Source organism: uncultured Tenacibaculum sp., assembly GCF_947495995.1.
Taxonomy (GTDB): Bacteria; Bacteroidota; Bacteroidia; order Flavobacteriales; family Flavobacteriaceae; genus Polaribacter.
On record NZ_CANMAX010000002.1, the window covers coordinates 194,495 to 219,183 of the forward strand.

29 protein-coding genes are annotated in these 24,689 nt (G+C 29.5%); 12 read left to right on the forward strand and 17 right to left on the reverse strand.

What is annotated here, in order from left to right; translation table 11 throughout:
• Positions 1-14: 14 nt before the first annotated feature.
• From Q1A15_RS05945 to Q1A15_RS05995, 11 genes are all read right to left on the reverse strand, one after another.
• Complete coding sequence (locus Q1A15_RS05945) at positions 15-815, reverse strand: hypothetical protein (protein WP_299620316.1); 801 nt, start codon at positions 813-815, stop codon at positions 15-17.
• A 121-nt stretch (positions 816-936) separates the two neighbouring features.
• On the reverse strand, positions 937-2,208 hold the full coding sequence (argH, locus tag Q1A15_RS05950) for an argininosuccinate lyase (RefSeq protein ID WP_299620319.1): 1,272 nt from the start codon (positions 2,206-2,208) through the stop codon (positions 937-939).
• 21 nt (positions 2,209-2,229) lie between these two features.
• Positions 2,230-2,640, reverse strand: coding sequence for a hypothetical protein (locus Q1A15_RS05955; protein ID WP_299620322.1), 411 nt, complete (start codon positions 2,638-2,640; stop codon positions 2,230-2,232).
• Between the two features lie 56 nt (positions 2,641-2,696).
• A complete protein-coding gene (locus Q1A15_RS05960; protein WP_299620325.1) occupies positions 2,697-3,764 on the reverse strand; it encodes a M20 family metallo-hydrolase in 1,068 nt (355 codons plus the stop codon).
• Positions 3,764-4,540, reverse strand: a complete 777-nt coding sequence (gene argB, locus Q1A15_RS05965; protein ID WP_299620328.1) for an acetylglutamate kinase — start codon at positions 4,538-4,540, stop codon at positions 3,764-3,766. Before argB ends, Q1A15_RS05960 begins: the two co-directional genes overlap by 1 nt.
• A gap of 1 nt (position 4,541) precedes the next feature.
• The gene (locus Q1A15_RS05970) at positions 4,542-5,477 is read right to left on the reverse strand and encodes an acetylornithine carbamoyltransferase (protein WP_299620331.1); all 936 of its coding nucleotides are present in this window, start codon (positions 5,475-5,477) and stop codon (positions 4,542-4,544) included.
• Between the two features lie 159 nt (positions 5,478-5,636).
• The gene (locus Q1A15_RS05975; RefSeq protein ID WP_299620334.1) at positions 5,637-6,776 is read right to left on the reverse strand and encodes an aminotransferase class III-fold pyridoxal phosphate-dependent enzyme; all 1,140 of its coding nucleotides are present in this window, start codon (positions 6,774-6,776) and stop codon (positions 5,637-5,639) included.
• Complete coding sequence (proC, locus tag Q1A15_RS05980) at positions 6,773-7,573, reverse strand: pyrroline-5-carboxylate reductase (RefSeq protein ID WP_299620337.1); 801 nt, start codon at positions 7,571-7,573, stop codon at positions 6,773-6,775. Before proC ends, Q1A15_RS05975 begins: the two co-directional genes overlap by 4 nt.
• Before the next feature lie 164 nt (positions 7,574-7,737).
• Positions 7,738-8,715: an N-acetyl-gamma-glutamyl-phosphate reductase gene (argC, locus tag Q1A15_RS05985; RefSeq protein WP_299620340.1), complete on the reverse strand. Its 978-nt coding sequence runs from the start codon at positions 8,713-8,715 to the stop codon at positions 7,738-7,740.
• Entirely contained in the window at positions 8,708-9,895 is a 1,188-nt protein-coding gene (gene argG / locus Q1A15_RS05990; protein WP_299620343.1) for an argininosuccinate synthase, read from the reverse strand. The genes argC and argG overlap by 8 nt, the downstream gene beginning before the upstream one ends.
• A complete protein-coding gene (locus tag Q1A15_RS05995) occupies positions 9,892-10,509 on the reverse strand; it encodes a GNAT family N-acetyltransferase (RefSeq protein WP_299620346.1) in 618 nt (205 codons plus the stop codon). Before Q1A15_RS05995 ends, argG begins: the two co-directional genes overlap by 4 nt.
• A gap of 449 nt (positions 10,510-10,958) precedes the next feature.
• Between Q1A15_RS05995 and Q1A15_RS06000 the strand changes: the two genes are divergently transcribed.
• The 10 genes from Q1A15_RS06000 (at position 10,959) to Q1A15_RS06045 (ending at position 17,387) form a co-directional block, all read left to right on the forward strand.
• Positions 10,959-11,375: a DUF2141 domain-containing protein gene (locus Q1A15_RS06000; RefSeq protein ID WP_299620349.1), complete on the forward strand. Its 417-nt coding sequence runs from the start codon at positions 10,959-10,961 to the stop codon at positions 11,373-11,375.
• 52 nt (positions 11,376-11,427) lie between these two features.
• Complete coding sequence (locus tag Q1A15_RS06005) at positions 11,428-12,783, forward strand: 2TM domain-containing protein (RefSeq protein ID WP_299620352.1); 1,356 nt, start codon at positions 11,428-11,430, stop codon at positions 12,781-12,783.
• A gap of 5 nt (positions 12,784-12,788) precedes the next feature.
• The gene (locus tag Q1A15_RS06010) at positions 12,789-13,088 is read left to right on the forward strand and encodes a 2TM domain-containing protein (RefSeq protein WP_299620355.1); all 300 of its coding nucleotides are present in this window, start codon (positions 12,789-12,791) and stop codon (positions 13,086-13,088) included.
• The gene (locus tag Q1A15_RS06015) at positions 13,078-13,359 is read left to right on the forward strand and encodes a 2TM domain-containing protein (protein WP_299620358.1); all 282 of its coding nucleotides are present in this window, start codon (positions 13,078-13,080) and stop codon (positions 13,357-13,359) included. Before Q1A15_RS06010 ends, Q1A15_RS06015 begins: the two co-directional genes overlap by 11 nt.
• Positions 13,360-13,361: 2 nt before the next feature.
• Positions 13,362-13,706, forward strand: a complete 345-nt coding sequence (locus Q1A15_RS06020; RefSeq protein WP_299620361.1) for a 2TM domain-containing protein — start codon at positions 13,362-13,364, stop codon at positions 13,704-13,706.
• A 4-nt stretch (positions 13,707-13,710) separates the two neighbouring features.
• A complete protein-coding gene (locus tag Q1A15_RS06025; RefSeq protein WP_299620364.1) occupies positions 13,711-14,055 on the forward strand; it encodes a 2TM domain-containing protein in 345 nt (114 codons plus the stop codon).
• 19 nt (positions 14,056-14,074) lie between these two features.
• Positions 14,075-14,431 carry a 2TM domain-containing protein gene (locus tag Q1A15_RS06030; protein WP_299620367.1) on the forward strand — a complete coding sequence of 119 codons (357 nt, stop codon included), beginning with the start codon at positions 14,075-14,077 and terminating at the stop codon, positions 14,429-14,431.
• 14 nt (positions 14,432-14,445) lie between these two features.
• Positions 14,446-15,201 (forward strand): LytTR family DNA-binding domain-containing protein, encoded by a 756-nt coding sequence (locus Q1A15_RS06035; protein ID WP_299620370.1) that lies wholly within the window; start codon positions 14,446-14,448, stop codon positions 15,199-15,201.
• Positions 15,202-15,285: 84 nt separating this feature from the next.
• Positions 15,286-16,644 carry a histidine kinase gene (locus Q1A15_RS06040; protein ID WP_299620373.1) on the forward strand — a complete coding sequence of 453 codons (1,359 nt, stop codon included), beginning with the start codon at positions 15,286-15,288 and terminating at the stop codon, positions 16,642-16,644.
• A 2-nt stretch (positions 16,645-16,646) separates the two neighbouring features.
• Complete coding sequence (locus tag Q1A15_RS06045; protein WP_299620376.1) at positions 16,647-17,387, forward strand: LytTR family DNA-binding domain-containing protein; 741 nt, start codon at positions 16,647-16,649, stop codon at positions 17,385-17,387.
• A 7-nt stretch (positions 17,388-17,394) separates the two neighbouring features.
• On the opposite strand, the gene Q1A15_RS06050 is transcribed toward Q1A15_RS06045, so the two are convergent.
• From Q1A15_RS06050 to hutI, 3 genes are read right to left on the reverse strand one after another with little or no spacing between them, the layout of a single operon-like run.
• Complete coding sequence (locus Q1A15_RS06050; protein ID WP_299620378.1) at positions 17,395-18,558, reverse strand: MFS transporter; 1,164 nt, start codon at positions 18,556-18,558, stop codon at positions 17,395-17,397.
• The gene (locus Q1A15_RS06055; protein WP_299620381.1) at positions 18,555-19,565 is read right to left on the reverse strand and encodes a formimidoylglutamase; all 1,011 of its coding nucleotides are present in this window, start codon (positions 19,563-19,565) and stop codon (positions 18,555-18,557) included. Before Q1A15_RS06055 ends, Q1A15_RS06050 begins: the two co-directional genes overlap by 4 nt.
• Positions 19,565-20,800: an imidazolonepropionase gene (gene hutI / locus Q1A15_RS06060; RefSeq protein WP_299620384.1), complete on the reverse strand. Its 1,236-nt coding sequence runs from the start codon at positions 20,798-20,800 to the stop codon at positions 19,565-19,567. The genes Q1A15_RS06055 and hutI overlap by 1 nt, the downstream gene beginning before the upstream one ends.
• A 320-nt stretch (positions 20,801-21,120) precedes the next feature.
• Here hutI and Q1A15_RS06065 point away from each other — a divergent pair, with 320 nt between their 5' ends.
• On the forward strand, positions 21,121-21,549 hold the full coding sequence (locus Q1A15_RS06065) for a DUF3995 domain-containing protein (protein ID WP_299620386.1): 429 nt from the start codon (positions 21,121-21,123) through the stop codon (positions 21,547-21,549).
• Positions 21,550-21,582: 33 nt separating this feature from the next.
• A complete protein-coding gene (locus tag Q1A15_RS06070) occupies positions 21,583-22,089 on the forward strand; it encodes a DinB family protein (RefSeq protein WP_299620389.1) in 507 nt (168 codons plus the stop codon).
• An 18-nt stretch (positions 22,090-22,107) separates the two neighbouring features.
• Here the strand turns inward: Q1A15_RS06070 and Q1A15_RS06075 are convergent, their stop codons facing one another.
• The 3 genes from Q1A15_RS06075 to Q1A15_RS06085 are packed head-to-tail and all read right to left on the reverse strand — an operon-like array spanning position 22,108 to position 24,682.
• Positions 22,108-22,974 carry an aldose 1-epimerase family protein gene (locus Q1A15_RS06075; protein WP_299620392.1) on the reverse strand — a complete coding sequence of 289 codons (867 nt, stop codon included), beginning with the start codon at positions 22,972-22,974 and terminating at the stop codon, positions 22,108-22,110.
• A gap of 49 nt (positions 22,975-23,023) precedes the next feature.
• Positions 23,024-23,497 (reverse strand): nucleoside deaminase, encoded by a 474-nt coding sequence (locus tag Q1A15_RS06080; RefSeq protein ID WP_299620395.1) that lies wholly within the window; start codon positions 23,495-23,497, stop codon positions 23,024-23,026.
• Positions 23,498-23,542: 45 nt separating this feature from the next.
• Positions 23,543-24,682: a tryptophan 7-halogenase gene (locus Q1A15_RS06085; RefSeq protein WP_299620399.1), complete on the reverse strand. Its 1,140-nt coding sequence runs from the start codon at positions 24,680-24,682 to the stop codon at positions 23,543-23,545.
• Positions 24,683-24,689 lie beyond the last annotated feature (7 nt).

The window sequence follows — 24,689 nt, forward strand, 5'->3', positions numbered from 1 at the left end:
CTTAACATATGGGTTTAATTATAGTATTCATAAGTACGTTCAATAATATTTTTAGGGAAAATACCTTGATCAAACTCAGTTTTCTTAATCCAATTTCCTTTCTCATCAAACTCATATTTGTATATCCATTTACTAGTTAATTTTCCATTAGGATTAAGAATATTCTCTTCTATTTTATTTCCCCCATCATCATACACAAAATCATAATGACTTTTTATATTTTTACCAAAAGGATCGTAAGTATTAATTCGAATATTTCTTCCAGAGTCATCATATTCAAACGTCCTTTTATTAAGCGCAGTATCTGGGTTATATACGTATTTTTGAGTACGCTCAATTTTATTACCTTTTTCATCATACTTAAAAAAACGTTCTAAGGTTAATTTATCACTGGCATCATAAATTTCATCTTTAATCTTTAACCCTTTTTCATTGTAACTATAAATCCACCTATAAATTAGTTTATCACTATTTTCCACATAACAATACATGGCAGTTTTTTCATTTTTTTCGTTGTACTTAGGTATGAATTGATTTCCAACACCATCAAAATTATACAGTAATTCATTTATTATTTTACCATCTTGGTCAAAGTTTTTTACTTCTTTTTTATAATGGTTTTCTTGCTTTTTTTCTTCAAGGATTTCGTATGAAAGCTCAGTGTAAGATTTTACTTTACCTTTTAAGTTTTCAGTTCGCCAATCATTTTTACTTGTGTTATTATTGCAGCTAGTATAAGTAATAAGCACTAAAAATAACATTACAAATATTTTAAGCAAGCTTATAGCTTCTTTGAAGGTTGAAATTTTATACATGGTTCTATAATATTCAATTAGTTATTCAAATATATAGAACCATGAAGTTGTTTATAAAGTAGATTCGATATTCGAAAGGTACGACTTTATATTAGTAGCTTTAAATATGTGAAAAGGTTATTTAGTTTAGCTTTTCTGTAATTTTTTCTAGAGCTAAATTATGAATACTTCCAATATGAGTATGTTTTTTTGATGTATCAGGCTCGTAAAAGCCATTTTCTACCTCTGAACTTATCTTTTGATAAGCTTCTCTAAAAGGAACTCCATTTGTTACTAGATTATTAATATTATCAACCGTGAATAAGTATTTGTACTTATCATCATTAATATCTACATCTTTAACTATAATTTGTTTGATACTATAATTAAATATATCTATAACATTTTTAGTGTTTTCAATAGCTTTAATACTGTTTTCTTTTAATAACTGATAATCTCTGTGATATCCACTAGGTAAATTGTTTGTAAGCAATAACATTTCTGTTTGAACAGCTTGTATTTGATTACACTTTCCTCTAATCAATTCAAAAACATCTGGATTCTTTTTATGAGGCATAATACTACTTCCGGTAGTTAGTTCATCAGGAAAAGAGATAAAACCAAAATTTTGGCTCATATATAAACAAATATCCATAGAAAATTTACTTAACGTATTTGCTAAATTACCAAGTGAACTGGCTAATATTCGTTCATTTTTTCCTCTTGCCATTTGAGCAGCAACAACATTGTATTTTAATGTTGAAAAATTAAGTTCTTTAGTTGTAAATTCTCTATCAATAGGAAAAGAACTACCGTATCCAGCAGCAGAACCTAAAGGATTTTGATCTACAATTTTTAATGTTGCAGTTAGCAATTCAATATCATCTAATAAAGTTTCAGCATAAGCAGAAAACCATAAACCAAAAGAAGAAGGCATGGCAACTTGTAAATGTGTATATCCTGGCAATAATTTATGCTGATGAGTTTCTGCTAAAGAAATTAAGGTTTTAAATAAAGTTTTAACCTTTTCAAGAATAACTGTGATTTCATTTTTGTAATACAGTTGCAAGGCCACCAAAACTTGATCGTTTCTAGATCTTGCAGTGTGTATTTTTTTACCAACTTCACCTAGTTTAAGTGTTAGTTCGTATTCTATTTTTGAGTGAACATCTTCAAATGTTTGGTCTATTTTGAAGTTGTTTTGTGTTATTTCATCTAATAAATGATCTAATTCTTTTACAAGAATGTTGGCTTCTTCATGAGAAATAATTCCTACAGAAGCCAACATTTTTGCATGTGCTTTTGAAGCTAGTACATCGTATTTTGCAATAAATAGATCAATCTCTCTATCGTTTCCTACTGTAAAATCTTCAATAGCTTGATCTAATGAAAACTCTTTTTTCCAAAGTTTCATTTAAGTTGTTTTTTAAAATTTTTATCTACTTGCAGTGAGATTATTATCATCTATAATCTCAAGTACACAAGTTCTTGCTCTACAGACTCCACGTCCAACAATTCTAAGCTCAGCAATAGTTTTTCCATGTCTTTTTTTGATAACAGGAGCACTAAAAAGTCTTGTGTCATTCAATCTATTGTTATGTAATTCTTTAGAATTTGTACGACCAATATGGGTAATCATATTGTTTTCAGCTTTTACCCAAACCGTAATCGTTCTTCTGAAGTTAGTTTTAAGATTGATTGTTGCAAAACCATTCGGTGTTATACAATTACTATATGCTTTATACCAGCCATCTGGTAAGGTTTCTTTTTTGTTCTCTTTTTCTTGAGCAAACATTGAAAAACTAAATAGTAAGGTTAAACAGAAGGTAAATATTTTTTTTTTCATAATTAATTGCATTTTAGTTAAAATACTACTGAAAAACCATCAAAAATCGTTCCGTTTTACTCTTTTAGAACAGAAGTTAAAATCTTAATATAGAGATCTATTCCTTCTTTAATTTCATCAATATAAATAAACTCATCTGCGGTATGAGAACGCCTACTATCACCAGGACCTAATTTTACAGATTGACAGCTTAAAACTGACTGATCTGATAGGGTAGGAGAACCATAAGTTTCTCTTCCTAAAGCAATACCAGCTTGTATTAATTCGTGATTTTTATCTATTGATGATGAATTTAAACGTAAACTTCTCGGTACAATCTCACAAGGAGCTTCATTTTGTAATAAATCAGCAATTTCTTGATTTGTATATTTATCGTTTACACGAACATCTACAACCAAATCTACTGCAGATGGAACCGCGTTATGTTGTTTTCCTGCGTTAATTTGTGTGACGGTCATTTTCACATCGCCTAAAACTTCCGAAGTTTTATCAAACGTGTAGTTTTTAAACCATTCTAAAACCTCTATAGTATTGTAAATTGGATTATCCTCATTAGGATGTGCAGCGTGACTCGGTGTTCCTTTGACTTTAGCATCAAAAACAATCAATCCTTTTTCGGCAATAGCTAATTGCATTAATGTTGGTTCTCCAACAATGGCTACGTCAATTTTAGGAATTATAGATAACATGCTATTTAATCCGTTTGAACCACTACTTTCTTCTTCAGCAGAACCAACAAAAACTAAATTATAGTTTAAATTTTCTTGATGATAAAAATGAGTGAATGTTGCTAATAAAGAAACCAAACATCCTCCAGCATCGTTACTTCCTAAACCATATAATTTTCCATCTTCTACAATGGCTTTATGTGGATTTTTTGTGTATCCGTTGTTTGGATAAACAGTATCGTGATGAGAGTTTAGTAAAATAGTTGGTTTACTTTCATCAAAATATTTATTGATAGCCCAAATATTATTATTGGTTCTCTTATAATCGATACTATGAATCGTACACCAATAGGCTAAAGCTTCCGCAGTTTTATCTTCTTCTGAAGAAAACGATGGAATCTCTATAAGTTTTTTTAAGAGATCGATAGCGCTATAGGTAAGTTCTTTTTGTGTCATTATTGTTGAAACGTTGTACATTTTACATTCGTGTTAAAAGGCATTGTGTTATTTCCTATGTGAACACTGTTTACACCTTTTTTAATTGCTTGTAAACAGTTATGTATTTTAGGAAGCATGCCTTCATTAATTATTTCGTTACGCTTTAAATCTTCAAATATCTTTTCATCAATCTTTTCAACTACGGAACCATCGTCTGTAATATCTGTTAATACACCATTTTTTTCAAAACAGTAATAAAGCGCAACTTTATATGATTTAGATAAAGCTATTGCTAATTCAGCAGCAATAGTATCTGCATTTGTATTTAGTAATTGTCCGTTCTCATCGTGTGTAATGGCACAAAAAATCGGACTAATTTTATTGTCTAGTAAAATCCGAGAAGTCTCAGTGTTTATTTCAACAACATCACCAACAAAACCATAATCTATAGTAGTTACAGGTCTTTTTACAGAAACAATAGTATTGCCGTCTGCACCAGAAAAGCCAATACTATTACATTTTCTAGCTTGTAATTGAGCAACAATATTCTTGTTGATTTTTCCACCGTAAACCATCGTTATAATCTCTAAAGTATCAGCATCAGTAATTCTACGTCCATTAATCATATTAGGACTAATTCCCATTTTTACTGATAATTCAGAAGCAGCTCTTCCACCACCATGAACTAAAATTTTTGGCGATTCAAGTTTGGCAAAATCATCAAGGAAATCACCCAATAATTTTTCGTTATTGATTACGTTTCCTCCAATTTTTATAATTTTTAATTCTTGCATGTTATAAGTTTTCGAGGATGTTTTTTAAAACAACCTGAGCTGCATATGTTCTATTGTTTGCCTGATTTATTACTAAAGAATTATCAGAATCTAAAACTGCATCTTCAACAACAACATTTCTTCTTACAGGTAAGCAATGCATAAATTTAGCATTATTAAGCTTATGTTGTGTAATCATCCAATTGCTATCTTGACTTAATATTTGTCCGTAATCCGCATAAGAACTCCAGTTTTTCACATAAACAAAATCCGCATTTTTTAAAGCCTCTTCTTGATCGTAATTTACCTGAGTGTCTTTTGTGATTTCAGTACTTAATTCATAACCTTTCGGATGTGTAATTGTTAGATTTACAGGTAATTTTTGCATCATATTTACAAAAGAATTCGCTACAGATTGTGGTAAAGCTTTAGGATGTGGTGCCCAAGACAAAACAACATTTGGTTTTTCATTTTTATGAAACTCATTAATAGTAATAGCATCTGCTAATGCTTGTAACGGATGCGCTGTTGAGCTTTCTAAATTCACTACAGGAACATCTGCGTATTTTGAGAAACTATTCATAATTACTTCTGCATAATCCAATTCTTTATCTTTTAGTGTTGGAAATGCTCTTACTGCAATTATATCTGCATATTGCGCAATTACTTTTGCCGCTTCTTTAATATGCTCAGAAGTGGACAAATTCATTACAGTTCCGTCTTCAAATTCTAAATTCCAAGAATTACTAATTTGCAAGCAAATAACATCCATTCCTAGATTTTTAGCAGCTTTTTCAGTACTTAATCTAGTTCTTAAACTAGCATTAAAAAACAACATTACTAAGGTTTTATTTTTACCTAAGTTTTTATGCTCAAATGGAGCTTTTTTTAATGCTATTGCTTCTGTTATTGTTTGGGGTATATTTTTAATATCATTGATTTCAGTATATTTTTTCATGGGTTTGAGTGTTAAAAGTGTTGGCGTCATTGCGAATGAAATGAAGCAATCATAATTTTTTATTAATAGATTCCTTCGTTAATTCTTTCCTCGGAATGACTACTGTTTTTGGCAGTAGTAGAAAAGAGATAAACATTCAGTATGACAGATAATTAATTTTTATACTTTTTGTAACTCTAATGCTTTTGTTAATGCATTGATAAAAACATCTACATGTTCTTTCTTAACGGTTAATGAAGGAAGAATACGTAGTAAGTTCGAATTTTTAGAACTTCCTGTAAAGATGTGATGATTATAAATCAATTCTTTACGTAACTCTGCAATTGGGAAGTCAAATTCTAAACCAAGCATTAATCCCCGTCCTTTTACTTTTTTTATTTCTGAAATTTGTGATACTTTGTGAATAAAATAGGTTGAAATTTCATCAACATTATCTAATAGTTTTTCTTGCTGAATCGTTTCTATAACTGCTAAAGCAGCAGTACAAGCCAAATGATTTCCACCAAAAGTGGTTCCTAATAAACCAAATGATGCTTTAATTTTCGGATGAATTAAAATTCCTCCCACAGGAAAACCATTTCCCATTCCTTTAGCCATTGAAATAATATCTGGTTCTATTCCATGTTTTTGAAAAGCAAAGAAATCACCGGTTCTACCAAAACCAGATTGAACTTCATCAGCGATCAATAAGGTGCCGAATTGTTTACAAAGTTGTTCTACAGTTTTGTAAAACGCTGTAGAAGCTTCATCTAAACCTCCAACTCCTTGAATAATTTCTGTGATTATTGCGCAAACATCTCCTTTAGCCAAAATCTTAGTTAAAGCTTCGATGTCTCCAAACTCAACGAATTCAACGGCTTGTTGTGCGTTAATTGGTGCAACAATTTTCGGATTATCTGTTGCAGCTACAGCTGCCGAAGTTCTACCGTGAAATGCATTTTTAAAAGCTACTACTTTATGTTTTTGCGTATGAAAAGAGGCTAATTTTATAGCATTTTCGTTGGCTTCTGCTCCAGAATTACATAAAAATAACTCGTAAAGGTTGCATCCAGATATGGTTGTTAATTTATCTGCTAGTTGTTGTTGTAACGGATTTTGAATAGAATTACTATAAAATCCAATATTTGCTAGTTGTTGTTGTAATTTTCCTACGTAAGTAGGGTGAGAATGACCAATGGAAATCACTGCATGTCCTCCGTATAAGTCTAAATATTGTGTGCCATTTTCATCATACACATATACATCTTTAGCCTTTACAGGAGTGATATCGAATAATGGATAAACGTTAAATAAACTCATATTTGTTCTTTTTTAATAGTGTTAATTTTATTGAAAGAAGCAACCATTCCTTGAATTAATGAAGAACTTAAACCTTTGTGTTCCATTTCATTTAAACCTTCAATTGTACATCCTTTCGGTGTAGTTACTTTATCGATCTCTTGCTCTGGATGATTTCCAGATTGAATTAATAAGTTAGCAGCTCCTTCACTTGTGAACATCGCTAATTCCTGTGCTTCTTTAGCATCAAAACCTAATTGAATAGCAGCCTGTGTAGTTGCACGAATTAAACGCATCCAAAACGCAATTCCACTTGCACATACCACGGTTGCAGCTTGCATTAAGTTTTCAGGAATAATCATGCTATTTCCAAGTTGATTGAAAATAGATTCAGCAATAGTAATTTTACTAGTATCATTAGTATTGGCAGAAATACAAGTCATCGATTTTTCTACTGCAATTGCTGTATTAGGCATTGCCCTTATAATTGAAAAACCTTGACCTAAAATGTTTTCAATTTTTTCTATGGAAAAACCTGTGATTGTTGAAATTACAAGTTGTTCTTTATTGATATATTCTTTAGATTGAAACAAGATTTCTTCTAACTGTTTTGGTTGAACTGCAAAAATTAAAACATCAGAATTTTGAATTGCTTCACTATTATTACTGGTGATAACAATATTCTCTTGTTTTGGTAAATCGTTTAATTCACTTACATTTCTTTTAGTTAAGTACAGTGAATTAAAGTTCTGACCTTTTATCAATCCTTTAGCTATGGATTTTCCTAAGTTTCCTGTTCCTATGATTGCTATTTTCATGATTTCATTTATAGTTGATAAAGAGATTATCTAAAAATTGTAATTCGTCAAACTGAACTCGTTTCAGTTTCTCATCATAATTAATTATCTACCCGGTGAGATTCTGAAATAAATTCAGAATGACGTTTGAAATACGAATTATATATTCTCTTATAGTTTAATATTTAGAAAAAATTAGCTTTTAATTGTAGTCCTTCAGTCTCTTCAAAACCAAACATTAAATTCATGTTTTGTACTGCTTGTCCAGAAGCTCCTTTTAATAAATTATCAATACAACTTGTGATTAATAATTGATTCTCATGTTTATGAACATGTATTAAACATTTATTGGTGTTCACTACTTGCTTCAGATGTAAAGTTTGGTCAGCAACAAAAGTGAAAGCAGCGTCTTTATAAAACTCTTTATAAATTTTAATAGCTTCTTCTTCTGAACCTGAAAATTCTGTATAAACAGTAGCAAATATTCCTCTAGAAAAGTTTCCTCTATTCGGTAAGAATAAAACTTGGTGTTTACTTTCTGATTGAAATTTTTCTATGGTTTGATAAATCTCTCCTAAATGTTGATGCGTAAAAGGCTTGTAATAGGAAAAGTTATTATCTCTCCAGGTAAAATGTGTTGTTTTCGATAAACTAGTTCCTGCACCAGTTGTACCAGTTACAGCATTTACATGAATGTTATTTTTGATTAGTTTTTCTGATGCTAAAGGAGCAATAGCTAATTGAATCGCAGTAGCAAAACAACCTGGATTTGCAATATAATTCGCATTAATTATTTCCTCTTTATTGATTTCAGGTAAGCCATATATGTATTCATTTCCTTGAAATACTTTATCGTTTACAAGTCTGAACTCATTACTTAAATCAATAATTTTTGTAGTATCAGAAAATTGATGTTCCGCAAGAAATTTACCAGAATTTCCGTGTCCTAAACACAAGAATAAAACATCAACATTAGTATTAATTGTGTGTGTAAATTTTTGATCTATAGATCCAACTAAATCTTGATGAACCGCGCTAATTGGATTACCAGCATTTGAAGTACTGAAAACAAAATCAATTAAGACTTCTTTATGATGTATTAATAATCTAATTAATTCTCCTGCTGTATAACCAGCTCCACCTATAATTCCAGCTTTAATCATGACTATTGGTATTTTGATAGATTTTAGTTTGATTTCCGTAAATATTAATGAAACCTTTAGCGTCTTCTGCAGTCCAAGCGTTATTCATTTCACCATAACTACCAAATTTCGATTGTAACAAATCGTTATCCGAAGAAATTCCGTTTAAAGTAAAATGGTAAGGCTTTAGAGTTATAAATACATCTCCCGTTACTTGTTGTTGACTGCTACTTAACATAGCTTCTAAATCTCTCATCACAGGATCGAGATATAATCCTTCATGTAAGTGATTTCCGTACCAGTTAGCTACATAATCTTTATGCTGTAATTGCCATTTGGTTAATGTATGTTTTTCTAATAAGTGATGTGCTTTAATAATTAACAAAGCAGCAGCAGCTTCAAAACCAACTCTTCCTTTAATACCTAGAATGGTGTCACCAACATGAATATCTCTACCAATAGCGTATTTAGAAGCGATATTATTTAGTTTTTCAATGATAACTCCAGAAGCATCTTTTTCGTCGTTAATTGCTATAGGTTCTCCTTTTACAAAGGAAATTTTAATGTCTGTAGCTTTTGTTTCTTGTAGTTGAGAAGGATATGCTTCTTCTGGTAAGGCTAGGTGAGAGGTTAATGTTTCATCACCACCAACACTAGTTCCCCATAAACCTTTGTTTACAGAGTATTTAGCTTTACTCCAAGATAAATCTACACCGTGACTTTGTAGATAAGCAATTTCTTCTTGTCTGCTTAACTTTTTATCTCTAATTGGAGTAATAATTTTAATATTAGGAGCCAATGTGTTAAAGATTAAATCGAAACGAACTTGATCATTTCCAGCTCCAGTACTACCGTGTGCAATATATTCTGCTCCAATAGATTTTGCATAATTAATAATCTCTATGGCTTGTACAATTCTTTCTGCACTTACTGATAATGGATACGTATTGTTTTTTAATACATTTCCGTAGATTAAGTATTTAATTACTTTTTCGTAGTAATTGTGAACTGCATCTATATTTTTATATGTTTTTACACCTAATTGATATGCTTTACTTTCAATATCATGTATTTCTTCTTTGGTAAAGCCACCTGTGTTTACACTAACAGCATGAACTTCAAAATTTTCATCCTTTGTTAAGTGTATTGCACAATAAGAAGTGTCTAAACCGCCGCTATATGCTAAAACTAATTTTTTCATTTTTTCTCTTTTTTTAAGAATAAATGTTGTTTGATACTTTTCAACCTAGTGAATGTTTTCTCTTTAAATTTCTTAGGTTGATTTTTATTTTCGGTAGCTGGATCATACAACATTCCCGTACATAAACACATTTTTTGTTCTGTTCTCGTCAAAACATCATAATTTACACAGGTTTTACATCCATCCCAAAACGTTTGATCTGTTGTTAATTCAGAAAATGTAACGGGTTTATAACCTAGGTTACTATTAAGTTTCATAACAGCTAATCCAGTAGTAATACTGAAGATTTTAGCATTGGGAAACTTGGTTCTTGAATGATCAAAAATCTTTTGTTTGATTTTTTTTGATAAACCTAAACCTCTAAAGTTAGGATGAACGATTAATCCAGAATTGGCAACAAATTTTCCATGTCCCCAAGATTCTATATAACAAAAACCGGCAAATGTATTTCCATCTAAAGCGATAACTGCGTTACCTTTTTCCATTTTAGAAATAATATATTCTGGTTTTCTCTTTGCAATACCTGTACCTCTAATTTTAGCTGCATTTTCTATGGTAGTACAAATTTCTTCTGCGTAAATTTTATGTGATATATCGGCAATAATGATTTCCATTACCTTGATTTTAAATTGTTTGTTCTAAATTTTTTTTGAAGAAGAACCGGACTCACCTAAGTTCTATTAGTCATATAAGCCCTTACGGGCGCGGGAAAAAGCGTCGTACAGAAATCCTATTATCAGTTGTGATAATTATGATTGGTAACGATAAAAAAGTATTGTAAGATTGCATGATGATGTTAATAAGATAAAATTCAAATTTCTATTTATTCTTAGGTAAGAATGAACTAGCGGCGTCGCATGGGGCGTCGTCGGCGTAATGAAATTTGATTTGTCTTATTGCTTGTATGCATGCTGCTAAAGTATAAAAAAAAATAATACACCAAACTTATTTTACAAAATTTTACAGTTCGTCATCAAAATTTTACAATTCGGTAATAATAAGTTTTAAAATACACAATGTGACAGCATCTTTGAAGTGTAATTAATCTTTAAAACTAAATACAATGAAATTTTTAAGTACAATTTTAATCTTATTAGCATCGCTTTCAAATATTTCTGCTCAGGAAGGAAATCAAAAAATAACAGTCACCGTAGTTAATGCTACATCAAACGATGGAACAATAAAATTTGCTCTTTCTGATAAAGAAAGCTTTTTAATAGGAAAGCCAATTCAAGCTAAAGAAGCAAAAATAGAAAATGGTAAATCTGTAATTGTTTTCGAAAATGTACCAGCAGGAGAATATGCAATTACTTGTTTTCATGATAAGAATAGTAATGGTAAAATGGACTTTCAGCCGAGTGGTATGCCAATGGAAGATTATGGAGCTTCAAATAATGTAATGAATTTCGGTCCACCAAGATATGATGATGCAAAGTTTACTATTACCAACAAAGATGTATCTTTAGATATTAAATTCTAAGTGATTTAAACACACAAGAATATAGAAGCTAACATTTATTAACTATTTCATAATGAGGTCAAAAGAAAAATTATTTTCAATTAAATATTTTCAAAAAGAAATAACGCATACGTTAAAATTAACATTTGGTTTTGGTTTTTTCTTTTGGCTTGTTGGTGGAAATTATACCATTAAATTATTATGGATTTCAATTGGTGTTTCTGCAATGTACTCTTTTGTATTAGCACTTACCCAAGGAGTTGTAAATGATTATTTGAGTAGTAAATGGGATTGGATTACCGAAACAAATCAAAGAGTTTGGGCAGGTATTTTATTTACAATCTTGTATACGGTTCCAGTAATATTGGCAATCAACTATATTCTTTTTGTGAAAATTCAAGGTATGCCACCTGAAGATTTCTTTAAAAAAGGAATGATTTGGACACATTTATTTTGGATTCAGTTTTCATTTGGTGTTTCCGCTTTTTTACATGCTCGTGATTTTATGTTTAATTGGAAGAGAGCTGCAAATCAAGAAACTAAACAACAACAAATAGTTGCTAAAACAGAAACAGCAAAGTTTGAAACATTAAAAAGCCAGATTGATCCTCATTTTTTATTCAATAGCTTAAATGTATTGACTTCCTTAATTGGTGAAAATCCAAATCAAGCTGAGAAATTCACAACAAAACTATCGAAAGTATATCGATATGTTTTAGAACAGAGAAACAAAGAATTAATACCACTTGAAGAAGAATTAAAGTTTGCTAAAACGTATATGGAATTATTACAAATGCGTTTTGAAGATGCTTTAGAATTTGAAATTCTAACCAATGTAACTACTAGTGATTTAAAAATAGTACCATTATCGTTACAATTACTTTTAGAAAATGCTGTAAAACACAATGTAGTTTCAAGTTCTCGACCGTTACAGATTTCAATCTATGAAGAAAACGGATACTTAAAAATTAAAAACAATATTAATCCTAAAGAAGCCATAGGGAAGAAGAGTACAAAAGTGGGGCTTCAAAATATTGCAGATCGATACGGACTTATTTCTAACGAGAGAGTTCATATCGAGAATAATAACAAAACATTTACAGTGAGTTTACCACTGTTATCTAAAACAAAAGACATTATGAAAATATCAGATAATTTCGAAAATAATAGCTACATAAAAGCAGTTGAACGTGTTGAAAAAATGAAAGAATTTTATAGGAATTTAGCGTCGTACTTAATTTGTATTCCGTTTTTCATTTTTATCAATCTAAGATTCTCTCCACAATTTCATTGGTTTTATTTTCCAATTATAGGTTGGGGTATAGGCGTATTATTCCACGGATTAGAAGTGTATAATTATAATATGTTCTTAGGTAAAGATTGGGAAGAGCGTAAGATCAGAGAATTAATGGATAAAGATAAATTTTAGTAGTTATGGAGTTACTCAAAGAAGAGGAAATCAGATACATGAGAGCTCTTAAAAAAGTAAAAGAGATCAAAGAGTTTTATAGTCATTTAGTGATTTACATAATTGTTATTCCGATGCTAATTTTCATCAACTTAAAATTTTCTCCACAATTTCATTGGTTTTGGTTTTCAGTATTTGGTTGGGGAATAGGATTATTTTCTCACGGATTTCAAGTTTTTGATGGCTTTAAATTAATAATGGGAAAAGATTGGGAAGAACGTAAAATTAACGAATACATAAAAGAATACAATAGAAATGGAAAATAATTATATAGAAGAACAACGCTATTTAAAAGCAAAGAAAAAAGTAAAAGAAATTAAAGGTTTTTATGTGCATTTAGCATTATACCTATTAAACACTCCAATTATAGTATACACTAATTTAACTTTTTCTCCTCAGTTTCATTGGTTTTGGTTTTCTGTCTTAGGTTGGGGAGTTGCTATAGGAATTCACGGCTTTTTAGCTTTTAGTGATAATCTTTTTAGTAAAGAATGGGAAGAGCGTAAGATTAGAGAAATAATGAATAAAAAGTATTAACCATGGAGCAAGATTTTTTAGAAGAGCAGCGCTATTTAAAAGCTAAAAAGAAAGTAAAAGATATTAAAGGATTTTACGGTCATTTAGTAGCTTATATTCTTGTAAATCTTTTTTTAAGTGCTATTATAATTGTTGGTATAATGAATGATAATGGTAATTCTTTTGAAGATGCTATTAGTAACTTCGGTGTATATTCTACTTGGTTGTTTTGGGGAATAGGAGTTTTCTTTCATTGGTTAGGAGTTTTCGGATTTGGTAACTTGTTATCTAAAGATTGGGAAGACAAGAAAATTAAAGAATTCATGGAAAAGGATAGAAAGAGAAATCAAAAAATGTTAAATCACTAAAACTATGTTTGTAACAAATTATACTGAAGAACAAGAATACATTAAAGCTAAGAAGCGAGTAGAGGAATTGAAGAATTTCTACAGACATTTAGCTGTGTACATCATTATAAATTTTTTCATTTCAGCAATGAAAATTAGAAGAAACTTATTGAATGGAGAATCTTTTGAAGAAGCTTTTTTCGACTTTGGAACGTTCGCTGTATGGATTTTTTGGGGAATAGGAATCGTTTTTCAAGCATTACGATTATTCGGACCAAACTTTTTATTCGGAAGAGATTGGGAAAGAAGAAAAATAGAAGAGTTAATGCGTGAGGAAGAAGACAAAAAAAGAAAAATGCTAAGAAATTAATTTAAAACAGAAAAAAGTCATGGTATTAGATGTAAAGAAGAATAAATATTTACTAGCTAAGAAAGAAGCAGCGAAAATAAAATCGTTTTACGATCACTTAACAGTTTATCTGGTTTTTAATATAATTTTTGCCTTATCATCTAATGTGTCAGAAATAAACTTTCATATATTCGGTGGCTTTAAAATTAGTAACCTTTGGTATAATTTTGAAAACTTTAAAGTGTATCCTTTGTGGGCTGTTTGGGGAATTATTGTGATTTTTCAAGCCATAGATGTTTACGCAATATCTATACTTTTAGGAAAGAATTGGGAAAAGCGAAAAATTAAAGAGCTAATAGAAAAAGATAAAAAACAAGCAAATAAATATATAGACTAATTGGTATTAATAATATGAATGTTTTAATAATTGAAGATGAAAAACCAGCAGCAAGACGTTTAAATAGAATGTTAGCTGAATTGAATATAGAAGTAAATACAATGTTACATTCTGTAGAAGAAGCGTTAAATTGGTTTCAAACGAATGAACATCCTGATTTAATTTTCTTGGACATTCAACTTTCAGATGGTTTATCGTTTGAAATTTTTGAAGAAATACCAGTAAAATCTGCAATTATTTTTACTACAGCTTATGATGAATATGCACTTAAAGCTTTTAAGTTAAACTCTATTGATTATCTATTAAAACCAATAGACGATGATGAATTGAAAGTTGCTGTAGATAAATACAAAGAGCAACAACCAAAAAGCAATAATATTCAGGTAGATATTAACGAAATCAGAAAACTGTTAATTAATCCGATAGATAGAAAATATAAGAAACGTTTTACAATAAAAATCGGTCAGCATATAAAGATTATTCACACAGATAATATCGAGTGTTTGTATTCAGAAAATAAAGCTACTTATATACACACGAACGAGAACAGAAATTACTTAATAGATCATTCATTAGAGCATTGGTACGATCATTTAGATCCAGAACAGTTTTTTAGAGTAAATAGAACGTTTATCGTTCATATTAATGCCATAAAAGACATCATATCGTATACAAATTCACGATTAAAATTAGTATTACATTCTTTTACAGATCAAGAAATTATTGTGAGTAGAGAGCGTGTAAAAGATTTTAAAAACTGGATTGATTAACTGTTTGCTATTTATTTTTTACAGTTCACTTACTTTTGTTTTTTTATAAGAAGATGATAATACATCTTTGAAGAAAAAATAAATATGAGTAAGTCCATAAAATCATTGTTAATATCAGTTTTTGTTAGCTTTTTAATTGTTTTATCTATTCAACAAATATTTTCAGAAGCCATATTAGAGATAGAAGGAATAAGAGATTTGTTTATTCTTTTTCCATTTATGACTACTTCAATATTCATAGGGATATATTTTTCACATAAATATAAAAACTTTATAAAATCATTATTTGGTGTAACAATTGGTTCTTTTTTGTTTCACTTTTTACTACTATTCTTAATTATTAAAATTTATAATTTAAAATCCGATTCACTTTATAAAATACTTTTTTTAAGTGCTATAATTACTTCATTTATAACTTTAATAACTTTTTTGATAACAAGTTTTAAAAGAAAGGAAAGTGGACCTTTAAATACTCAAAATCTAATTATTTCATATTTTACTCTTACTATTATTTATGAGTTTTCTATTTTAATTTGGGTTAATAAGTTTAATAATTATTCTATTATATTTAATACTTTAATCATTGGTTGTTTTATTTTATTAGGAGCACTATATTTCTTTGATTCTGTAGATAAAAAAATAAAAGTGTTCAGAATTAAAGGTTTTTTAATTCCATTTTTATACTTTATTTCTTTAATTATTTTACCGCTAATAGGAGTAGATTTTAGTGTTTTTAAATATAAAATATTAACTAAAGAAACAATTGTCGGATTAATCTTAATAAAAGGAATCTATTACACAGCTATTGTTTTAATTGTTCATCTAAACTATATTTTTAAGAACAGTAAAAAGGAGAAAGAAAAACTAAAGCAGCAAAGCTTACAATCTCAACTTAATTATCAGCAATTAAAAAGTCAGTTAAGTCCTCATTTTTTATTTAATAATATTAATATTTTAACGAGTTTAATAGAAGAAAATCCGAAGCAGGCTATACTTTTTTCATCAAAACTATCGGATATTTACCGTTATTTTTTAGAGTATGAAAAGTCAGATGTTGTGTCTGTAAATGAAGAATTGATTTTTATTTATAATTATTTAGATTTATTAGCTATTCGATTTGAAGAAGGTTTGAGCTATTCAATAGAAGTCAGTAACAAGGCAAAAGAGATGTATATTGTTCCAACTGCAATGCAACAAATTTTAGAGAATGTAATCAAGCATAATGAAATTAATAAAGATAAACCTGTATTGATTACTATTAGTTCAAATGATGAATATTTACTTATAGAAAATAATAAGAATAATAAAATCTCTAAAGAAAGAAGCCATAAAAAAGGAATTGCCAATATAAAACAACGTTATTCGTATTTTACAGATAATAAGGTCATAATCGAAAACGGTGAAAATAAATTTATAATTAAACTTCCTTTATTGACTGAGTAAATATGAAAGTAATTATAATTGAAGATGAATTAGTAGCATCTAGAAGACTCGAACGAATGCTTTCTAATTATAAATTTGAAATTCAAGCGAATTTAGTTTCTGTTAAACAAGCTGTATCTTGGTTGAAAGCAAATAAACACCCTGATTTAATTTTTTTAGATGTCCATTTATCTGATGGTCTATGTTTTGAAATTTTTAAAGAAATCAATATCCAGTCTAAAATTATTTTTACTACTGCTTATAGTGAATACAGCATTAAGGCTTTTGAATATAATAGTATCTTTTATTTATTAAAACCAATAAAAGAAGAAGAGCTTCAACTCGCAATTAAAAAAGCTGATACAATTCAGAAAATAGAGAATGAATACAAAACATTAAAAAATTTGTTTTTAGATGTAGAAGAAAAAAAGTTTAAAACTTCTTTTACTATAAAGATCGGGAAAAAGATAAAGATTATTAATGAAGAGGAAATTATAGGGTTTTATAGTGAAGATAATGTTACTTATATAAAATCTATACAAACAAAAGGAATTATTCATAGTTCACTAACACATTTACAAGAGGAGTTAAACTCTAAAAAGTTTTTTAGAGTTAGTCGATCATGGATTGTTCATAAAGACTTCATATCAGATATAAGTATATATAAAACAGCTAGATTAAAATTAGTGTTAAATTCTTTTACAGAACAAGAAATTATTGTGAGTAGAGAACGTGTAAAAGACTTTAAAAACTGGATTGATTAACTGTATGTTATTTATTTTTACGAAGCGCAATCAAACCTAAAATAGGACCAATAGCTAGTATACTTAGTAGATATTCAAAACTGTAATAACTGTTTAAAAAGAAAATAGTTTGAATACTTAATATTGTTAGCGAATATCCTAAACAGTTCACAATAGTAAGAGCACTTCCTTTAATCTCTACTGGGGCACTTTTAGCAACGAGCGTAGAAAATAGAGGAGAATCCATAATTACTGTAAATCCCCACACAATTATAAGCGTTAGAAATATTGCAGGATGTAGTTCGTATAAGAAAGGAGATATAAGACAACAAACTCCTGATATACTTAAGGCTATCATGGCAATTTGTTTTGTTGGGTAACGAGAAGACAGATAACCACCTAAAATGCATCCTAAACTACCAATAGCGATCACACTAAAAGATAAAAAAGAGACATTGAAATTTGGAGTTGGATTTGCATCCAAATAAAAACCTAAAATAACGGGAACAAAAGCCCAAAAGGTGTATAATTCCCACATATGACCGAAATACCCAAAAGCAGCAGTACGAAATTTTATATTCTTAAAGATTTCAAATATGGCTGTTAATTGTAAACGAGAACTTTTCTTTCTATAAGGTCCGTCAGGAACAAATAAAAGAATTGCAACTCCTCCAAAAAAAGCCAAACCAGAAGTAGAATAAATGACAGATTTCCATGGGAATGATGTAGAGAAACCAGCTAGTAAATGTGGTAAAGCAGTTCCTAAAACTAATGCGCCGACTAAAAAACCTAGTGATTTTCCCAATTGTTTATCAAAATGATCTGCAGCGATTTTCATTCCTACAGGATAAATACCAGCTAAGAAAAAACCAATTAAAAACCGGAATATTAATAATGATGTAATTGTATTATTAGAAATAACAATTCCTAGATTACATATTGAAGCAAGTACTGCACTACCAAAAAATACTTTAGAAGGAGAAAAGCGATCAGCAATATTAAAGATAGCAAAAACGAGTGTACCAATAATAAAACCAAATTGTACCGAAGAAGTTAGAGATGCTAATGAATTCTGATCAAGATGAAAGACACGAATTAAATCATTTAAAACTCCGTTTCCAGCAAACCATAGCGATGTACAAAAAAACTGAGCTAGAACAATGATGAATAATAAGAGTGATTTCTTTTTCAATTCGTATTTGCCTTAATAAAATCGGTAATTAAATAACTAATGAATTTCCCAACTTGTTTTGTGGCAGAATCTTCATTTGAAATAGAAGGTGCACCTTCACAAATATGTAAATAATTAGCATTTGAATGTTTTCCAAAGAAATGAACAACACGTCTTGTTTGTTCAGGAGTAAATCCAGACGGAGTCATTGCACTACTAGGAAAATATTGAATACAATCTAAATCAATTTCAATTCCGAATTTTTTATCAGATATAAACTGTAAAGCTCTTTGCATTTCGTTTTCAAACGAAGTTGTTTGGTATACAGCAATCTCTTCAAACATATTATATTCAAGATTAATATTATCATGAATAAAATCAAAAATATATTGAGGAGTATAGTTTTCATGCAAGCCAAACATGAAATATTTATCTAGAAATTTATGATGTAAGGCATAAGAAAAACCATTTCCGCTATGACGTTCTTCTAACTTTCGAAGATCGGTATGTGCATCTAGATTAATCACATTAATAGAATCATCTACAGCTTCTGAAAGTCCTTTAATGTTTCCGTAGGCATTATTATGTCCACCACCAATAACAATAGGTGTTTTACCAGAGGTAACAATTAATGAAATCCACTTAGATAATTCACTATCTAATTTCTTTAAAAAAGTATCTCCTTTTTCTCTGTCGTTAGGATTAAAATTTAAAACCTCATCAAAAAAATCTAAATATCCTAAAACAAGAATATCTTTTCCGTTTATGAATTGATTTTGTTGTGTGTTTAATAATGCTTTTAAGGCAGGAATAAAAGCAGTATGAGCACCAGAATTACCATAGTTCATTTGAACACCAATATCTTCTGGTACTCCTAATATGATATATTTTGCAGAGGATACTTTTATTTCTTCTTCAATTTCTTTCTGATTAGAAATTGTTTGTACATGTTCACCTAATTTTGATTCTCCAGTTCTAACTGAAACAAATTCGGTAATTGTATCCTGCGAAAAAGTTTGTAATATCATTATATAAGTTTACCGTCTATATATACAGATTCTATAACGCTAGCTCCAAAGTTGTATGGTAAAAAGTTATATGAAGAAATCTCTTTAGTAATAAAGAAATTTGCTTTTTTACCACGTGTTATCGAACCTACTTCATTAGAAAGATTCATTGCATAAGCTCCGTTTATAGTAGCTGCGTTAATAGCTTCTTCTGGCGTCATTTTCATTTTTATACAAGCTGTGGCTACAACAAAATTCATATTTCCAGAAGGAGTAGAACCAGGATTGTAGTCTGAAGCTAAAGCTAACGGTAAATTATTGTCTATTATAGTTCTTGCAGGTGTATAAGGAATACTTAAAAAGTACGAGCAAGAAGGAAGTGCAACAGGCATTGTATCTGAATTCTGTAAAGCGGCTATATCTTTTTCATTTAAAACTTCTAAATGATCTACAGACAAAGCATTATTGTCCACACATTTTTCAACACCTCCAATAGTTGTAAATTGATTTACATGAACTTTAGGTTGTAAACCTAAGGCTTTACCGGCTTTTATAATTTTTTCAGTTTGTGCTACAGTAAAATACCCTGTTTCACAGAATACATCAATAAATTCAGCTAAATTTTCTGAAGCTACTTTAGGAAGCATTTCATTGATGATAATATCAACATAAGCTTCTTGATTCTCTTTAAATTCTTCAGGAAAAGCATGTGCTCCTAAAAATGTAGCCTTAATAGGTAAATCAAAATCTTTCTTTAAACGTTTTACTACTCTCAACATTTTCAACTCTGCGTCTGTAGCTAGTCCGTAACCTGATTTTATCTCTATTGCACCAGTTCCAAGGCGCATAACTTCATCTAAACGTACTTTTGTTAATTCATACAGTTCATCTTCAGAACTGTCTTTTAATCTTTTTGCTGAATTTAAAATACCGCCGCCTCTTTTTGCTATTTCTTCATAAGTTAATCCGTTAATACGATCAACAAATTCTTGTTCTCTAGTACCTGCATATACAATATGTGTATGACTATCACACCATGTAGGGAAAACCATTTTCCCAGTACAATCAACCAAAATAGCCGCAGAATAAGAGGGGATATTCTCCATTACACCATAATCGATAATTTTTTCATTCTCGATGGCTAAAAAGGCATTTTTTATTGTCGGTAAATTTTTCATATCACTACCAACTACCTTTTTAACACCTTTTTCTCTAACTTGTATTAATTCCTTAATATTTATAAGTAAGGTTATCATAAGGGATATTTAGCTTTGGGTCATAACAAACATACATTAAAAACTATAAAGTTCATACATTTTAACTTATACTAATTTAACTAAATTTCACTTAATTTATTTGAAAATAACTCTTTTTAAGCTGTTTTAATGAAATTTCCATACAAAACAATTTATATTATAAACAGCTAATTTCAAAGCTATTTTTTGAAGAAGTATGTACATAATTCTTAAACTATTAATTAAACGAATCGCTTTCTTGATATTTATCAAGCTTTAATTAATAGTTAACGTATAAATTTGATTTTCTAAGAATTAAGAAAGTTTAAAAGTAAATTATTATGATGTTTTTTATAGGAATATTATCAGGATTAATATTAATTGTCATTTCAATTTTTCATGTGTATTGGGCTTTTGGTGGACGTTACGCAGTAGACGCTGTAATACCAACTCAAACAAATAAAAAGAGTGTATTAAACCCACCTCCATTTTTAACATTTTTAGTTGCTGTTTTTGTAATGTTGATTGCAATTACATACTTACATGAAGCAAATTTCTACGATTTTCAGTTTTTACCTGAATTTATAAAAGAGTACGGAATTATAATTTTTGCCTCTATTTTTTTCATTAGAGCCGTTGGTGATTTTAAATATGTAGGTTTCTTTAAAAAGATAAAATCAACAAAGTTTGGTATTAACGATACGAAGTTTTTTTCTCCTTTATGTTTGTTTCTAGCTTTATCTGGTGTATTGATTTTGATTTTAAAATGATTAATTTCGTTTTTCAGTCAATCTATTTATTTCATGATACCAACTAGCGAATACAATCCGTATTTTAAACCATATATTACAAGTTTATCAGAAGAGAAATCTATTCAAGAGAATTTAGAACTTGTACAACAAGATTTTGAATCTACTTTAAGAAACATAATATCAGAAAAAGAAAACTACGCTTACGCTGAAGGCAAATGGACTATCAAAGAGGTAATTCAACATTTAATAGATTCTGAAAGAATTTTTTGTTACCGCGCTTTATGCTTTGCGAGAAACGATAAAACTGATTTACCAGGTTTTGATCAAGATATGTTTGTTGATAATTCAACTGCACAACAAAGAGATTATAATGAGCTTTTAGACGAATTAGAGCTGTTAAGAAAAGGAACAATTCAACTGTATAAAAGTTTCAATCAAGAAGATTTACTAAAAATAGGTATAGGATCTGGTAATAAAATATCTGTTAGAGCTTTGGGTGCTTTAATTGCTGGGCATCAAAACCATCACTTGAATGTGATTAAAGAACGTTATTTATAAAACTTAGTACGTTATTTATTAAAAGAATCTAATAGTATATTCTTGAGTAAACGTATTGTTTTTGACTAATTCAATAATTCCATCTTTAGTGGTGAAATCTTGATCTGTCGTTTCAAGATCAGCAGCTCCCATCCAAGGTTCAAAACAAATAAAAGGCGCATCTTTTTTTGTCCAAAAAGCAAAATATTCCCAATCAGAAGATAAAAATTCTAAACCATGATTGTGTTTTATAGATTTTAAGGAGATTTTATTAGATTGAATATGCTTAAAAATTAAAGCATCATCTGCAAAAAGATCATAATTTAAATCTAATTTGTTACCAATAGATCTTTTTGAAGGAGTCACTTTACGTAAACCATTTTCTTGATTCAGAAAGTATTGTTCTGGTTGTTCATTTTTTTCAAATTCCACATAATAATCAGAAAAAGCTCCGTCAGAAGTTATCGGACAACTAAACGCTGGATGTGCACCAATTGAAAAATAAATTGCTTTATCGTCTTCATTGTTTACTTGATATTCAATTTTAATAGTGTTTTCTATTAAAGTGTAAGAAACTCTTAGCTTGAATTTATATGGGTAAATTTCCAATGTTTTTTCAGAAAAGCTAAGTTCAAAAGTTACGGAATTAGAAGTTGAAGAAACTACAGTAAAATCATAATCTCTAGCAAAACCATGTTGAGGTAAATTGAACTTATAACTATCTACATAATACGCATGTTCCTTTAGCTTTCCTACTATAGGAAATAAAATAGGAGCGTGACGTTTCCAGAATTTTGCATCACCATTCCATAGGTAATTGAGTTGCGCTGTTTTAGAATAGATTTTTGTTAATTCTGCTCCAGCTGTTTTAAGTTCTATATGTAGTTGCTCGTTTTCTAAAATCATAATTTTTGGTATTAAAAAATCCCTACCGTTAAGATAAGGATTCTGCATATTAATATTCGATTTTATCGTCTTTTTCTGTCCATTTTTGAAAAGGTTCTAGAGCAATATCTCTACCTACTTGTTCAAAAGGAATACTTCTTTTATCATACGGCAAAGGAATTTCTTTGTAGATGAATTCATCATCAAACCCAATATTAGCAGCATCTACTTGATTACTTCCGTAGTAAACTTTGTCAGGACGTGCCCAATAGATTGCTCCTAAACACATCGGACAAGGTTCACAAGACGTGTAAACTATACAACCATCTAATTGAAATGTACCTAAATTCTGACAAGCATCTCTAATCGCAGTAACTTCTGCATGTGCAGTAGGATCGTTAGTAGACGTTACTTTGTTATTACCACGTCCAACAATTTCACCTTCTTTTACAATAATACAACCGAAAGGTCCGCCTTCGTTATTACTCATTCCTTTTAAAGCTGCTTTTACAGCTTCACTCATATAAGTTTCGTGTGTATTCATAATTTTTATTTAAAGATAAAAAAAGGGCAGCAAAAATAGTAGATTTTATGATACGAATACACTTTCTTGTCTTCTTTTCCAAAAAGTTGCTGTTTTCCAACGAGTTTCAGCACTGTAAAATAAATCTTTATGCTTCAGATAATGATTCCAGATTGAATCTATTTGTGAGGAATAATTGTTTGATAAATAAGCTGTTTTTTCTTTATTTAGGTTTGATGAAATATTTACTTTTTTAAGTATATCACTTACTTGCATAGCAGTTGCCATAGCATTAAACATTCCTTGAGAAGATAAAGGATCAAAACTAATTGCAGCATCTCCTAAAGCTAACCATTGTTGACCAACAACTTGATCTAACTTAGTAGAATTAGCACTTACAACACCATGAAATTCAATAGCATTAGTTTGATCTTGGATAAATTGATTTACAATATTATTTTGATGAATAAGTTTTGAAAACGAATTAAAACTTTTAAAAATACCTTTATCTATAATATCTGCATCAGTTTGATACGATAAAATTCTTTTGTTGTTGGGAATTACCGCAGTGTACCACCAACCAAACTCATCTGGTAAAATAGTACTCATCGTATTTTGTGTGGTGTTAAGCACTGTTAGCCAACAAGAAATTAACGAATCGTATTTTGTTCTTTTAATATTTTGAGATTTCGCAAAATGTGCTCCTCTTCCTGTAGCATCTATAACAAACTTTGAAGAGAAAACTTTCGTAGTACGATTTTTTATATCATCAGATTTACAAGTTATATTCCATGTATTATCTTGATAAGAACTATTAAAAAAACGTAATCCCCAGAAACAATCAACGCCTTTTTCAATAGCTTTTTCTCTTAAGTACAAAGCCAACTTTTTACGATCTACACTTTTTGATGCTCCATCAGGATTTCTTAAATGATCTATTATTTGAACTTGATCACTTCCCCAGTACGATTGCATTCCGAGGTTATTAATAAAAATATTTTTATACTCACTATCGGTAAGTGTAAGTCCGAGTGTATTTAAAATTCGATGTGTAGCGGGCGCTAAAGATTCACCAACTTTTTCTGTAGGCTGAATTAATTTATCTACTAGAGTTACTTTGTAAGTATCTGCTAAAGAAATGGCGGCAATACAACCAGCAATGCCGCCACCTAAAATTAATATTTCTGTATTATGATTTGATATCATATATTAT